This window comes from Pelagibacterium limicola, assembly GCF_015694405.1.
Lineage (GTDB): Bacteria > Pseudomonadota > Alphaproteobacteria > Rhizobiales > Devosiaceae > Pelagibacterium > Pelagibacterium limicola.
This window is the reverse complement of record NZ_JADQDB010000001.1, coordinates 276,853-290,653: the sequence shown is the minus strand read 5'-3', so window position 1 is coordinate 290,653 and position 13,801 is coordinate 276,853. Positions and strand designations below refer to the sequence as shown.

14 protein-coding genes are annotated in these 13,801 nt (G+C 61.7%); 5 read left to right on the top strand and 9 right to left on the bottom strand.

Annotated features, from left to right (window positions below; translation table 11 throughout):
* Positions 1-110 precede the first annotated feature (110 nt).
* Both greA and I2G20_RS01415 read right to left on the bottom strand, forming a co-directional pair.
* Positions 111-584, bottom strand: coding sequence for a transcription elongation factor GreA (gene greA / locus I2G20_RS01420; protein ID WP_196257887.1), 474 nt, complete (start codon positions 582-584; stop codon positions 111-113).
* Between the two features lie 320 nt (positions 585-904).
* Positions 905-1,117, bottom strand: coding sequence for a cold-shock protein (locus I2G20_RS01415; RefSeq protein WP_196257886.1), 213 nt, complete (start codon positions 1,115-1,117; stop codon positions 905-907).
* 440 nt (positions 1,118-1,557) lie between these two features.
* On the opposite strand from I2G20_RS01415, the gene ltaE reads away from it, so the two are divergent.
* Both ltaE and I2G20_RS01405 read left to right on the top strand, forming a co-directional pair.
* Positions 1,558-2,604 (top strand): low-specificity L-threonine aldolase, encoded by a 1,047-nt coding sequence (ltaE, locus tag I2G20_RS01410; RefSeq protein ID WP_196257885.1) that lies wholly within the window; start codon positions 1,558-1,560, stop codon positions 2,602-2,604.
* A gap of 109 nt (positions 2,605-2,713) precedes the next feature.
* A complete protein-coding gene (locus tag I2G20_RS01405) occupies positions 2,714-3,703 on the top strand; it encodes a class I SAM-dependent DNA methyltransferase (RefSeq protein ID WP_196257884.1) in 990 nt (329 codons plus the stop codon).
* 40 nt (positions 3,704-3,743) lie between these two features.
* Here I2G20_RS01405 and I2G20_RS01400 read toward each other — a convergent pair whose 3' ends face one another.
* The 3 genes from I2G20_RS01400 to I2G20_RS01390 form a co-directional block, all read right to left on the bottom strand.
* Positions 3,744-4,532 carry a phytanoyl-CoA dioxygenase family protein gene (locus I2G20_RS01400; protein WP_196257883.1) on the bottom strand — a complete coding sequence of 263 codons (789 nt, stop codon included), beginning with the start codon at positions 4,530-4,532 and terminating at the stop codon, positions 3,744-3,746.
* Between the two features lie 183 nt (positions 4,533-4,715).
* Positions 4,716-5,657 carry a hypothetical protein gene (locus I2G20_RS01395; RefSeq protein WP_196257882.1) on the bottom strand — a complete coding sequence of 314 codons (942 nt, stop codon included), beginning with the start codon at positions 5,655-5,657 and terminating at the stop codon, positions 4,716-4,718.
* A 77-nt stretch (positions 5,658-5,734) separates the two neighbouring features.
* The gene (locus I2G20_RS01390) at positions 5,735-6,604 is read right to left on the bottom strand and encodes an alpha/beta fold hydrolase (protein WP_196257881.1); all 870 of its coding nucleotides are present in this window, start codon (positions 6,602-6,604) and stop codon (positions 5,735-5,737) included.
* Between the two features lie 246 nt (positions 6,605-6,850).
* Here I2G20_RS01390 and I2G20_RS01385 point away from each other — a divergent pair, with 246 nt between their 5' ends.
* Positions 6,851-7,303: a hypothetical protein gene (locus tag I2G20_RS01385; protein WP_196257880.1), complete on the top strand. Its 453-nt coding sequence runs from the start codon at positions 6,851-6,853 to the stop codon at positions 7,301-7,303.
* A 3-nt stretch (positions 7,304-7,306) separates the two neighbouring features.
* Here the strand turns inward: I2G20_RS01385 and I2G20_RS01380 are convergent, their stop codons facing one another.
* Both I2G20_RS01380 and I2G20_RS01375 read right to left on the bottom strand, forming a co-directional pair.
* Positions 7,307-7,774 carry an SRPBCC domain-containing protein gene (locus I2G20_RS01380; protein ID WP_246472733.1) on the bottom strand — a complete coding sequence of 156 codons (468 nt, stop codon included), beginning with the start codon at positions 7,772-7,774 and terminating at the stop codon, positions 7,307-7,309.
* Positions 7,767-8,129, bottom strand: a complete 363-nt coding sequence (locus I2G20_RS01375) for an ArsR/SmtB family transcription factor (protein ID WP_196257878.1) — start codon at positions 8,127-8,129, stop codon at positions 7,767-7,769. The genes I2G20_RS01380 and I2G20_RS01375 overlap by 8 nt, the downstream gene beginning before the upstream one ends.
* 119 nt (positions 8,130-8,248) lie before the next feature.
* On the opposite strand from I2G20_RS01375, the gene I2G20_RS01370 reads away from it, so the two are divergent.
* Entirely contained in the window at positions 8,249-9,040 is a 792-nt protein-coding gene (locus I2G20_RS01370) for a YoaP domain-containing protein (RefSeq protein WP_196257877.1), read from the top strand.
* A 107-nt stretch (positions 9,041-9,147) separates the two neighbouring features.
* On the opposite strand, the gene I2G20_RS01365 is transcribed toward I2G20_RS01370, so the two are convergent.
* Positions 9,148-9,609, bottom strand: a complete 462-nt coding sequence (locus I2G20_RS01365; protein ID WP_196257876.1) for a hypothetical protein — start codon at positions 9,607-9,609, stop codon at positions 9,148-9,150.
* Positions 9,610-9,890: 281 nt separating this feature from the next.
* Complete coding sequence (gene carB / locus I2G20_RS01360) at positions 9,891-13,202, bottom strand: carbamoyl-phosphate synthase large subunit (protein ID WP_196257875.1); 3,312 nt, start codon at positions 13,200-13,202, stop codon at positions 9,891-9,893.
* Between the two features lie 152 nt (positions 13,203-13,354).
* Here carB and I2G20_RS01355 point away from each other — a divergent pair, with 152 nt between their 5' ends.
* Complete coding sequence (locus I2G20_RS01355; protein WP_196257874.1) at positions 13,355-13,795, top strand: cupin domain-containing protein; 441 nt, start codon at positions 13,355-13,357, stop codon at positions 13,793-13,795.
* Positions 13,796-13,801 lie beyond the last annotated feature (6 nt).

Below are 13,801 nucleotides of genomic sequence, written 5' to 3'. Positions count from 1 at the left end.
CGCTCAGGGCCCGTCCCCACATAAAGTATCACCCCGGGATCCATTCCCGGGGTTCATGGATTGGCCGCGCGCCGGCGGGTCGGCCCGATTTCGTGGACCGACGAGCCGTCCTAAACGAAGGCGATCTTGAGGATTTCGTAGCCGCGGGCTCCGCCGGGGGCAGAGACTTCGATCGAATCGCCTTCGGCCTTGCCGATCAGGGCGCGGGCAATGGGGGAGGAAACCGAAATGCGGCCATTGCTGGCGTCGGCTTCGGCATCGCCCACGATCTGGTAGGTCTTTTCCTCGTCGGTATCCTCATCGACCAGCGTCACGGTGGCACCGAACTTGACGGTGTCGCCGGAGAGCTTGGAGATGTCGATGATTTCCGCCATGGCCAGCAGGGATTCGAGTTCCATGATGCGGCCTTCGTTGAGGCTCTGCTGTTCCTTGGCGGCGTGATATTCCGCGTTTTCCGAGAGGTCGCCATGCGCGCGCGCTTCGGAAATCGCCTCAATGATCGCGGGGCGATCCTGCGAGGTGCGGCGCTGCAGTTCTTCGACCAACGCGGCATGTCCTGCCACGGTCATCGGGATCTTGTCCATTTTTCCTTTCGCTCCTTCCACATGGAGTGAGTCACAAAACCGGAATATCGCCGATACATCATCAGCGGTATTCGCTTTAGGTGTTTTCGGGGAATTGCCGTGCTGCACAGGTTGCCCCGCTCTGACCTCAGGGTCAAGGGCATGCGGCTCAGCTTCCCGGTCGGCATCCAGCGAATATGGGTGCTGTGATAGTGTTCACAAGGTCATCCCGGTTCGGTGAACGTGATAAGGGCGCAAAACCCTCCCGGGTTCCGCGCCCTGACAAATTGTTGTCCTCCCGGCCGCTTGAGCCGGGCGTTAGCTCAATTGGCGGTTCGAGGCTATTCGGAAGCCTGGAGATTGCCGGCAGCGGACTTGCCGGTGCGCTTGTCCTTGACGATCTCGTAAGCGATGCGTTGCCCCTCATCGAGACCCGCCATGCCGCTGTTCTGAACGGCCGAAATGTGGACGAAAACGTCCGCGCCGCCCTCGTCAGGCTGGATGAAGCCGTAGCCCTTCTGAGTGTTGAACCATTTGACAGTGCCGGTAGCCATTGGCGTGTCCTTTCGTCGTGCTGTCGTATTCGTGGAACAGTCCGGAGACTGTTTCCGTGCCTATCGAAACTTTGTGGTTCAGGACGTCAGCAGGCGAAAATCGCTAGGCTAGATCGGTCGGCCGCAAATTCGATGCCGATTTTGTAGATGAAATGTGGCTAATATTCAAGAGGATGTGAATATCGGCCAAATCTGAAAAATTTTACCTTCCGAACGACAGTAGAAGCGCGCTTGCCGAAAGCCGGGCTTCCTAACATGTCAGTAATGATACGCTAATCTTTATGCGTTCCGCATCCAGCGCATAAGTAATTCTCCATAACCGATGGCGGGTGCGGAAAATCGCCAGAGTAATCGCGGGGCGCGGGAGAGGGGCGTTTCCATCGTGCGCCCGATCGCATTACAACAGGCGTTCAAACCTCGAGCCCAATGGGGAGCCTGCTGTGACTGCCATTGTTCATGATTTCCGTTCCGACACCGTTACCCGGCCATGCTCGGGCATGCGCAAGGCGATGGCTGTCGCCGAGGTGGGCGACGATGTCTATGGCCAGGATCGGACGGTTGCGGCGCTCGAAGGACGCGTGGCGGAAATCATGGGCAAGGCGGCAGGGCTGTTCCTGCCCTCGGGCACGCAATCGAACCTCATTGCGCTGATGATCCATTGCGGACGCGGGGACGAATTCATCGCGGGGCAGAATGCCCATTGCTACAAATACGAGGCGGGCGGGGCGGCGGTGCTCGGCTCTATCCAGCCGCAGCCGGTCGAGAACCTCCCGGACGGCACGATGGACCTGGGCAAGATCGCTGCGGCGATCAAGCCTGAAGACCCCCATTTTGCGCGAACGCGGCTTCTGGCGCTCGAGAACACGATCGGCGGTCGGATATTGCCGGAGGATTTCGTGCGCGAGGCGACCGGACTGGCGCGGCAACATGGGCTCGCGACGCATCTCGACGGGGCCCGGATTTTCAATGCCGCGGTGGGGAGCGGGCGCAGGGCGGGCGAGCTCGCCGCTCCGTTCGATACGGTCTCGGTGTGTCTTTCAAAGGGGCTCGGCGCGCCGGTGGGCTCGGTGCTGGTTGGAAGCACAGACGCCATCGCAACGGGGCGGCGTTTGCGCAAGATGTTGGGCGGGGGGATGCGGCAGGCAGGAATCCTTGCGGCGGCAGGGCTCTATGCCCTCGAAAACAATGTAGCGCGGCTGGCCGAAGATCATGCGCGGGCGCGGCGGCTGGCCGAGGGCTTTGCGCAATATCCCGGGCTCTCTCTCGAAATGCCGCAAACCAACATCAACTTCATGCGCGTGGAGGAGCGGCTGGGCGACCGTTTCGCCGAACACATGGCGGCCAGCGGGATCGGGGTTTCCGGGCGCTACGGCGAGCTGCGCTGGGTGACGCACAAGGACGTCGGGGACGATGCGCTCGCGGCGGCGCTGGAAGCGGCGGGCGCATTTTTCAAGGGACAGGGCGAGAGGGTGTTCGCTGCTCAATAGGTTCGCGGCCACGCCCGATCTCCATTTTCCCGCTTGATTTTCGTTGCGAAAAGGCACATTTCCCGCGCGCCGGCGCACGGCCGGTCGTTCTTCGAGTGCTTCACGGAAATTGACAGCGATATTCTTGTCTTCGGGCGATCTGGTCATCGATCGGCGAGCGCAGTATGCGCGGATGCTGGCCGAGGCCGGTGATTTTGCGGCAGGGGCCGAGCTCATGGCGCAGGCGCTGGAGACAGCGCCGGACTGGGCCGCGGGCTGGATGATGGCGGGGGAATTCCATCTCAAGACCGGCGCGCTGGGAGCGGCGATTACAGCGTGGGAGCGGGCAGCGGCGCTCGATCCTGCGGGCCGATTGGGCGCACAGATGCATCTGGCGGCACATGGGGTCGACGATGTCGAGCCAACGGCTCAGGTGGCCTATGTTGAAGCCTTGTTCGACCAGTATGCCGAGCGCTTCGAAGAGGAGCTGGTGCAAAAGCTGGGCTATTCGGTGCCCGAAAACCTCATGGCGCTTCTTGCTGCGGAGATGGAACGGCGGGGCATAGAGGGCTTTGCCCGCGGGATCGATCTGGGCTGCGGCACCGGATTGATGGGCGAGCGGCTGCGGCGCGTTGTTTCCTACCTCGTCGGCGTGGATATTTCGGCAGCGATGGTCGCGGAAACCGCCAGCAAGACCATATATGATGGCGTTGAGCAGGGCGAATTGCTGGCCTTCCTCCGACAGGAGGGACGGGTGGCCGATATCGTGACGGCTGCGGACGTCTTTATATATTGTCCCTCATTGGCACCGATTTTCGAGGCGGTATCTGCCATTCTTCGTCCGGGCGGGATGTTCGCCTTCTCCGTGGAACGCCATGAGGGCGAGGAAGCACAGGTGCTGCAGGCCTCGCTACGCTATGCGCACAATGGCGAGGCGATCCGGCGCGGACTGGCGGCGGCCGGGTTCGAACTCCTCAAAGCCAGCGCCGGGACGATACGGATGGATCGCGGGCAGCCGGTCCCGGGGTTGCTGATCGTGGCGCGCAAGCCGGATGCGATTATCGACGCGCCGGTGTCGGAGGACATCGCGCCCGGGTCGGTGCTGGGGCTATCGAATTGAACCGTGCCCCCGGGAGCAGCGCTCCCGGGGATCTCGGCGTCTACATCGTCAGGCCGCAGGCCTTGCGGATGGCGACCTGCACGGGCGAGGGCGGCAGCGCAGGATCAAACTCGCCCTTGGGTAGCAAGGGTGGCTGGGCCATGAACTTGACCCCGGTTCCGCGATGCGGCTGGGCCGCGTGGACGAGGAAGGGGTGGCACAGATAAACGGTGCCCGCTGGCCCGGTGGCCAGGTCTTCCTCGCAGCCCGCGCTCGAGGCGTAGCCATCGGCGGAAAGCTGCCGCAGGGTAGCGCCGGCCTCGCCAAAGGGCAGGAGTTCGCGCGCAATGACCGCGTGCGAGCCCTTGCGGATACGGGTGGGTGCGTCCTGGGGCCCGACATCGGACAAGAGGAACAGCATCAATAGCGCCCGGCCGCTGGATTTGACGTTCGCCCGCCATTCCATGAAATCGGGGTTCTCGAACCCGAAGCTGACATCTACGTGCCAGCCATCATCGCCGGGTCCCTCGCTCGACGGGAAGCGGACGGGGAAGGTGCCGAGCCCTCGCGGGGGGAGCCAGCGACCTTCGCCGACAAGCCGGTCATAGGCGGCATGAAGGACCGGCGTGTTGGCCGCCGCCCGAAACGGGGCGTCATGATAAAAACCGAGGCGGATGACGGGCCGGGTCCATGTGGCACGATCGTCCGGGTCGCAACCGGTGTCGCGCCAGAGAATGGCGCGGGCCTCATCGGCCAATTCGCGGGGGAAGGCGTTATCGATGCGGACGAAGCCATCGGCGATGAAGGCATCGATCTGCGCTGCATCGAGCGCGGGTGTGATGTGGGGCATTCGAGATATCCATGAATTCGCATTTCGCCGCGCGACGGTTCGTGCGCGGCCCTAGCCGATCGCTTCGGCGATCCGGCTCACAATGCTTTCGTTCCCGGGAAAGCGCCGGTCAGGCGCTGAGGAAAACAGCGAATTTGCAGGACATCATCATGGCCGCGAAGATGAAGACGGCCTGCCGTGGAGTCAACGGGGTATGGTGAAGGTGTCGAAATAGACGTCGCCCGCGACCTCTGAACGGCGGAACCAGATCTCGGATATCGAGGTGTCGTTGAGCAGGGTTTCAATCCAGATCGCGTCGATGGCGGCTTCCTGTCCGAGGTTCCTGTCGATGCCGATGAAGCGGAAAGGCTCGATGCCGCGTACGGCTTCGGGGTGTTCGCCGCCGGTCCACTGGTAGGTGCCGGATTCAGCATTGGCCCAGAAGCCGAGCACGGCAAGTTCGGCGGCGGCGTGAGCGGGGGTCGAGGTTTCTTTCATCCAGTCGGGATAAAGGCGCGGCCAATCGGGGATTGTCACGTCCATCGCTTCCCACGTCGCCAATTCGCTGCTGTGTGTGAAATACTTGAGGCAGCGCAGGCCGGTGCAATCGTGGTCCGCGGCCTCGCGGTCATCGATTTCCCGTGTGCTCGCATCGATAAGCAGGGCGGTATAGCCTGCCAGTGGCTGGAAAACGAAGCGCCAGGCGCGGTGTTCGCCGAGCCCGAACATTTCGAGGTCCGCCACGTCCTCGAGGCCATACGCCTTTATGTTTTCGTCGCGGATTTCGGACGCCAGGTTGTAATGGCGGACTTCGATGAAGCTCACTGGTGAGGCCTGGCTGTCGCCTTCGCTATCGATCAACTGGCCATAAGAGAGCGCCGTGCGGGTGCGGGTCGAGGGGATCGCCCCGGTTGCGATCAGCAGCGCCTTTTCGATAGGGCCGACCGGGCCGGAGGGGGGAACGAGATCGGTCTGGAGCCATAAAGGCCCAAGGCTTTCTTCCAATTGTACCGGGTCGATCCGCGCAAAGCCGGTAGCGGCGATGAAGCTTTCGATGGCGATATCGACCGCCGGTTCCGAGGCCGCTGCAGGTGAGGCAATGCCGGCCAGCGCGAAGATGGCAAGGGAGGCAGCAGCGTATTTCATGACAATCGAATCCCGGCACCTGAGGCGCCGGGATATTGGTTCCAGCAGAAAGTGCGGTCAAGCCGCTTTTGGCGCGCTTACATGAACCCGGCAGGAACCTTGCCTTCGAGGAAATCGATGACGAAGCTACGAAGGATTTCGGCCTGGTCGATGACTGCGGTGTGGGAGGAGGCAGGCAGGATGGCGAGGCGAGACTCGGGCAGCGGTTCGCCCATGTCGCCCATGCCCCCACCACCAAGCAGGCGGAACAGCGCGACGGTGTGTTCGAGGGTCGTCACGTCGGCGTCGCCCGCGATGACGAGGACCGGGGTTTCGAGCTTTTTGACGTCATCCTCCCAGGCCATGGGCTCGTGCTCGAGCGCGATGAGTTTTTCGACGAGCGCGGGGAAGCCGTCGGGGTTGGGGGCCAGTTTGCGGTATTCATCCTCCATCGGTGTGTCGACGAAGAATTCGGGAGTCATCATAGGGATGAATTCGAGGAAAGCGGGCTGCCACCCTCTGGCATCGTAAGAGACCGAGGCGGCGGCGAGCTTGCCGATCCTTTTGGGGTGGCGGATGGCAAATTGCAGGCCGGCGGCGGCGCCCATCGAATAGCCGAAGACATCGGCCTTTTCGAGCCCGACTTCATCCATGAAGGCGGCGATGTCGTCTGCAAGGTTGGGATAGGTGATGGGACGGTCGATATCGGTGGTGCGGCCGTGGCCCTGGAACTCGATGGCGTAGATCTTGCGGCTTTCGGCCAGCATGGGGATGATTTCGCCCATTGTATCGATGTTCATATAGGCGCCGTGCAGGACGATGAGCGGGTCGCCTTCGCCCGAGACCTCGTAATACATCTGCATTCCGTTGACCTCGACGGTAGCGCCGGCGGGTTCGGACTGTGCCATGAGAGGGGAGCCTCCTGTTGCGAGCAGGACGAGAGCGATGGTGACGGTTCTGCGGAACATATCGGTCCTCCTTGGATGTTTGCGTGGAAATTGTGCGTTTTCGAAGGAGACGACGGACGGGGCAGGAGCGGGCCGACAATGAGGGGAAAATTTCATGGAGGGGTGCGTCGCCTAGCTGCCCAGCGGGAAGATTGCACGCCCCCGGGCGAATAATGCTCGCGCAAGGCGTCTCTATCGGATTACCTCTGGTGACAATCGAAAACCGCATATGCGCCGTTTCGGCCATAGCTACGTGGAGTGAGACCCATGCGACTGATCATTGCCGCTTTCGCCAGCCTGGTTGCTTTTCCTGCGGCCGCCAGCGGGGGAATTTCGTGCGGCGCGGATCATGGGCCCATTCTGATCGACATCCAGAGCGGCGTTACGCACGGCATGGGTGGGCCGCTCTTCGCGTTTGCCGGCGAATTGGCGATAGCCGATCAGCGGTTATCCCCGGCGGCGCGCGAGGCCCGCTTCGAGCAAGAGCATGTGGCGCAATACTGGCTTGATGGAGAGACGTTGAGGCTGGTTCTCTACCGGGAGGCCGAGGGCGACGTTCCCTATTTCAGCGTCCAGGTCGTCGTCCGGACGATGGTCGATGAGAGCGGCGAAGACTATCTCGGAGACTTTTCGGTCGCCGCCTACCAAGCGGGGGATTCGCAGGGCGGGGAGGCGCAACTCTTCGAGTTCACCGGTCCCATATCCTGCTTTGTCGAATAGAGATCAACCCTCCGTTTCGAGCGTGCCAAGGAAAACGTCAAGCTCGGCAAGCTGCTCGTCATATCCGCTGACGCTCCCCTGCTCGATGGCGGCATCGAGCGCCTCCTTGCTCGGATAGAGATCGCGCAATTCAACTTCGGTCCAGCCATCGCGCTCGGTAAAGGTCACTGTCGTTACCGCCCCGTCCTCGCCCTCTTCGTTTGTCCAGACCAGGCGCGCATCCGGCACGACCTCGAGATAGCGCCCGACAAACGCCATCGGTTCGTCCGCCGCCGGATGGCCGAAGACAAAGCGGTAACGCCCACCCTCGCGCACATCCATCTCCGCCGAGATGAAGGTGATGCCAAAGCTTTCGGGGGCCCACCAGCGCATCATCAGTTCCGGTGTCGTCCAGGCCTTGAACACGATGCTGGCTCTTGCATTGAAGCTGCGCCGTACCAAAAGTTCGCGATCCGATACGCGCTCAGTCATTTTCCTGTTCATTGCCCTGTTCCTTCGATTTCAAATCTGCAATCACTCTATCGAGCGCCTTGAACCGGGCCGTCCACAGCGCGTGATATTGCGCCATCCATTCCATTTCGGCCTCCAGAGTTCCGGGTCCCAGACGGCACGTCCTGACCCGTCCGACCTTCTCGCTTGCCACCAGCCCCGCCTGTTCGAGAACACTGACGTGCTTTTTCATGCCGGTCAGCGTCATGTGGAAGCGCTCGGCCAGATCGCTGATTGAGGCTTCGCCCTGAAACAGCCGCTCCAGAACGCCACGTCGGGTGGCGTCCGAAAGGGCAGCGAATTTGGCATCCAAGGATGTGTCTATATACTGAACCATTTGGTTCAGTTATTGACTGGCGGATGGGCGCTGGCAACAGTTATTTTTGACCGACGTCAATGACCGGGTGAGCCGATGGATTATCCTTGGGGCCATGGATCGCCCGCAAGGAGACCGGCATGTCGATTATCACCCTTACGCCAGACACGCTGCCGAAAGAGCAAATCTGTTGTGCAATTTCGGACAAGAAATGCGCCGATGGTTATGCCGCCAAGAAGCAGTGGCTGGCAGAGCAATACGGCCGGGGCTACCGGTTCAGCCGCCTCGATGAGCGGGGCAAGGTTTTCATCGAATATGGTCCGAGCGAGCACGCCTGGATGCCGGTCGTTGCACCCGGATGGATGGTGATGGGCTGCTTCTGGGTCTCTGGCCAATTCAAGGGCCATGGTCACGGCAAAGCCCTACTTGCGACTGCCATGGATGAGGTCGCGAAACAGGGCCGCCATGGCCTGGTCTCGGTGGCGGGAAAGAAGAAAATGCATTTTCAGAGCGACGGAGAGTGGTTGCTGCGGCAGGGCTTCCGGGAGGTCGACGCGCTCGACAGCGGCTTTTCCCTGCTTGCGCTCGAGGTCGACGGCGCCGTCTCGCCGGATCTACCGCGGTTCGGCGATAGCGCGATAAACGGCCTCGGTCCCGATTCGAACGGGGTTACGGTCTACTACTCCAACCGCTGTCCGTTCTCCGAGTACCATGTCAACGTCTCGCTCAGAGAGACGTGCGAGAAGCGGAACCTGACCGCGAACATCATCAAGCTGGACAGCCTGGAAGCCGCTCAGTCGGCGCCCACCCCCGCAACGATCTTCAGCCTGTTCATAGACGGCCGGTTCGTGACAACGGATCTGAGCGTTTGCATGGACAGCCGTTTCGACGCGGTTGTAGCAAGGGCAATGGGCAAAGCGCCGCACAGCTGACCCTTACAGGCTGGAAGTGGGCAGTAGGGCAACGGTCCGAGCACCCATTGGCCAAAAAAAGACCCGCCAGACAGCTGGCGGATCGAAGGCTTCAAAGCAAAGCGGTATTAACGATTTGCGCCCGGAAGATCAGTGATCTCCGTAGTGCTGTCGCTGCCCGTCTCGGTGATATCGGTGATTTCGCAATTCGCGCAACCCGGGAGTTTATCGCCTTCTTCCTGAAGCTCGTAGTTGTCAGGAAGTTCGTAGTCCTTGAGCTGTCCGTTCGGCCCGGTCACGTCCACGTCGTACGTGGTGATGGTGGTGATCGTTTCAGTGCGGGTGCCCTGGCTGGCAGCGGCATTCGCATTCGGCGGCGTTTTGTTGCTCATACCCATAAACTGGGCTTCGCTGGACGTCTCGACAATGACTTCGAACGTCCTGTCGATAAAGCCATTCGCGCCGCCCTGACCGTTCTGACCCGGTGTCACATTATTGGGCTGGTTCGGCTTGGATGCGGGAGGAGCAGCCATTGCGCTCCCCATGGCGAGAAGTGAGACGGCAACTGAAAGCAGAAACCGCGATTTCATTTTGAGGATCCCCCATTAGTTAATTCTTTATGAATAAATCCTCTCAAGGTGTATTGCAATGAGACAGTTCATAGAGGGTTAACTTATTTCGAGGCGTGCTACTTATGCCACTCGAGAGGTTGGTCCCCGGTCTCGGCCTAGCGGGTCGAAAGCCGGCCTGGGGCCACCAGGACGCTCGCGGCGAACGTCCCGTCATCGTCTTCGATCGGAAGTAAAAAGGGCCATTGGCAGCCCATGAGCCGGCCCGGCGGGCAAATATGACGCCGCCGGGTCGTGAGGGATTACGCCGCGAAGTATTCCTGCAGCGCCTTAACCGTGAGATTGCCGCCGCGATAGGCGAGGATGCCTTCGACTGCGGCGTTGGCGCCGGGGATGGTGGTGTAATAGGGCACCTTGGCCATCAGCGCGGCGCGGCGGATGTCGCGGCTGTCGGAAACCGCCTTCGCGCCGTCGGTGGTGTTGATGACGAGATGGACATCGCTGTTCTTGATGGCATCGACGATGTGCGGGCGGCCTTCGAGGACCTTGTTGATCTTGATGCAGTCGATGCCCTGCTCGACAAGATAGCGCTGGGTGCCGCCGGTGGCGATGATCTGGAAACCCGCATTGGCGAGGTCGCGGACGGCACCGACGATGGCCGCTTTGTCGCTGTCGCGGACAGAGATGAAGACCGTGCCTTCCTTTGGCACCTTCACATTCGCCCCGAGCTGGGATTTGGCGAAGGCGATAGCGAAATCGGTGTCGAGGCCGATGACTTCGCCGGTGGATTTCATTTCCGGGCCAAGAACCGTATCGACGCCGGGGAAGCGGGCGAAGGGGAAGACGGCTTCCTTGATGCCGATATGCTTGATCTCGCGCTCCTGGAGATCGAAGGCGTCGAGCTTTTCGCCCGCCATGATGCGCGCGGCGATCTTGGCGAGCGGGTAGCCGATGACCTTGGCGACGAAAGGCACGGTGCGCGATGCGCGGGGGTTCACTTCGAGGATGTAGAGCGTGTCGTCCTTCAAGGCGAACTGCACGTTCATCAGCCCGCCGACCTTGAGCGAGCGGGCCAGTTCCGTGGCCTGGCGCTTGAGCTCGGCAATGATTGCTGGCGAAAGGCTGCGCGGCGGGAGCGAACAGGCGCTGTCGCCTGAGTGGATGCCGGCCTCCTCGATATGCTCCATGATGCCGGCGACGAACACATCGGTGCCGTCCGAGAGGCAATCTACGTCGATTTCGGTCGCACCTTCGAGATAGGAGTCAAACAGGAGCGGATTGGCGGCGAGGACCGAATTGATCTGGCCGGTCTTGTCGTTGGGGTATTTGTGCCGGATGTCGGGCGGCACCAGTTCGGTGAGCGTCGATTGCACGTAGCGCTCGAACTCTTCGGCGGAGTGGCAGATGATCATGGCGCGCCCGCCGAGCACGTTCGAGGGGCGGATAACCATGGGGAAGCCGAGACCTTCGGCAACGAGCCGGGCCTGTTCGAGGCTATAGGCGATACCGTTTTTAGGCTGGGTGAGATCGAGCCGGTTCAAGAGCTTCATGAACTGGTCGCGGTCTTCGGCCAGATCGATCTTTTCGGGCTGGGTGCCGAGGATGGGGACGCCGGCGCGTTCGACGGCGGCGGCGAGCTTGAGAGGCGTCTGGCCACCGAACTGGACGATGACGCCATGAAGCGTGCCGTTCTGCTGTTCCGTGGTGAGGATCTCGATGACGTCTTCTTCCGTCAACGGCTCGAAATAGAGGCGGTCGGAGGTGTCGTAGTCGGTCGAGACGGTTTCGGGGTTGCAGTTGACCATGATGGTCTCATAGCCCGCATCCGAGAGCGCGAAGGCGGCGTGGCAGCAGCAATAATCGAACTCGATACCCTGGCCGATGCGGTTGGGGCCGCCGCCCAGGATGACGATCTTTTTCTTGTCCGAGGGGCGGGCCTCGTCGGCAGGCGTGCCGGCGAAGGGGGCCTCGTAGGTCGAATACATATAGGCGGTGGGGGAGGCGAATTCGGCGGCGCAGGTGTCGATGCGCTTATAGACGGGCCTGACGCCGAGCTTGTGGCGGTGGGCCATGACCTCGCGGGCGGACTTGCCGGACAGTTCGGCGAGGCGGGCATCGGAAAAGCCCATGGCCTTGAGCGTCCGCATCTGGCCGTCGGTCTGGGGCAGGCCGTGTTCGCGGACCTTGTTTTCGGTATCGACGATGGATTGAAGCTGCTCGAGGAACCAGGGGTCGATGCGGCACGCTTCATGGATCATCTGGTGGTCGTAGCCGCGCCGCATGGCTTCGGCGACCCAGAGCAGACGGTCGGGCGTCGGGGTGCCGAGCGCAGCGCGGACTGCATTCTTGTCGTCGCCTTCGCCAAGGCCGGGGATGCCGATCTCGTTGAGGCCGGTGAGACCGGTTTCGAGGCTGCGCAAGGCCTTTTGCAGCGATTCCGGGAAGGTGCGGCCAATGGCCATCGCTTCGCCGACCGACTTCATGGCGGTGGTCAGGCGATTGTCGGCACCGGGGAATTTCTCGAAGGCGAAACGCGGGATCTTGGTGACGACGTAATCGATGGTCGGCTCGAACGATGCGGGGGTTGCACCGCCGGTGATGTCGTTTTCGAGCTCATCGAGCGTGTAGCCGACGGCCAGCCGCGCCGCGACCTTGGCGATGGGGAAGCCGGTGGCTTTGGAGGCCAGGGCGGAGGAGCGCGAGACGCGCGGGTTCATCTCGATGACGATCATGCGGCCATCTTCGGGATTGATGGCGAACTGGACGTTTGAACCGCCAGTCTCGACACCGATCTCGCGCAGGACGGCCAGCGAGGCGTCGCGCATGATCTGGTATTCCTTGTCGGTCAGCGTCAGGGCCGGAGCGACGGTGATGGAATCGCCGGTGTGGACGCCCATCGGATCGATGTTCTCGATGGAGCAGACGATGATGCAGTTGTCCTTCTTGTCGCGGACAACTTCCATTTCATACTCTTTCCAGCCGAGGACGGATTCCTCGATCAGGACTTCATTGGTGGGCGAGGCGTCGATGCCGCTTTCGCAGATGGCGAGGTATTCCTCGCGGTTGTATGCGATGCCGCCACCGGTGCCGCCGAGCGTGAAGCTGGGGCGGATGATGGCTGGAAGGCCGATATCCTCGAGCGCCTGCAGGGATTCGATGGTGTTGTGCGCAAGGCGGGATTTGGGCGTGGCCAGCCCGATCTTCGTCATGGCGTCGCGGAACAGTTCGCGATCCTCGGCCTTGTCGATGGCCTCGGCGGTGGCGCCGATCATCTCGACGCCGAATTTTTCGAGCACACCCATCTTGTTGAGCGAGAGCGCGCAATTAAGCGCAGTTTGGCCGCCCATGGTGGGCAGCAGCGCGTCGGGGCGCTCCTTCTCGATGATCTTGGCGACGACCTCGGGGGTGATCGGCTCCATATAGGTGGCATCGGCAACGTCCGGATCGGTCATGATCGTGGCCGGGTTGGAATTCACCAGAATGATGCGATAGCCTTCCTCGCGCAGCGCCTTGCAGGCCTGGGTGCCGGAATAATCGAACTCGCAGGCCTGGCCGATAATGATCGGTCCAGCCCCGATGATGAGGATGGATTTGATGTCGGTGCGTTTTGGCATCGGGTGGCTCTCGTCATCAGGCGCGCGGCGGGCGAAGCTGTCGCGCGGTGAACGGGGCAGGGATTCTGTTGGCTAGGCGGTCTCTCTAGACGAAGCGGTGGTGGATTTCCAGCATAAAGCGGGATTTTTTGTGAAGGAGCGGAGACGGCGACATGCGGGGCGAAAGCACAGCCGATGAAATCATCGAAAAGCTCAGGCTTGAGCAGCACCCCGAAGGCGGGTGGTATCGGCAGGTTTGGGTGGATGAGCAGGTGACGGCGGAGGGGCGAGCATTCGGGACGTCCATTCTTTTTCTGCTCAGGGACGGGGAACGGAGTCATTGGCATCGGATCGATGCGACGGAGATCTGGCATTTCCATGCCGGGGCGCCTTTGGTGCTTTCGGTGGCAGCTGATGAGGCCGGGCCGGCGATCGAACGCCGATTGGGGCCGGACGTCCTGGCTGGGGAATTGCCGCAGGCGATCGTGCCGGTGATGCACTGGCAGGCGGCGCGGAGCCTTGGGGCGTTCTCGCTCGTTGGGTGCACGGTGTCGCCCGGGTTCCGCTTCGAGGGGTTCGAGCTCGCGGCGCCCGATTTCGACATTATCAAGTAGAGGAGA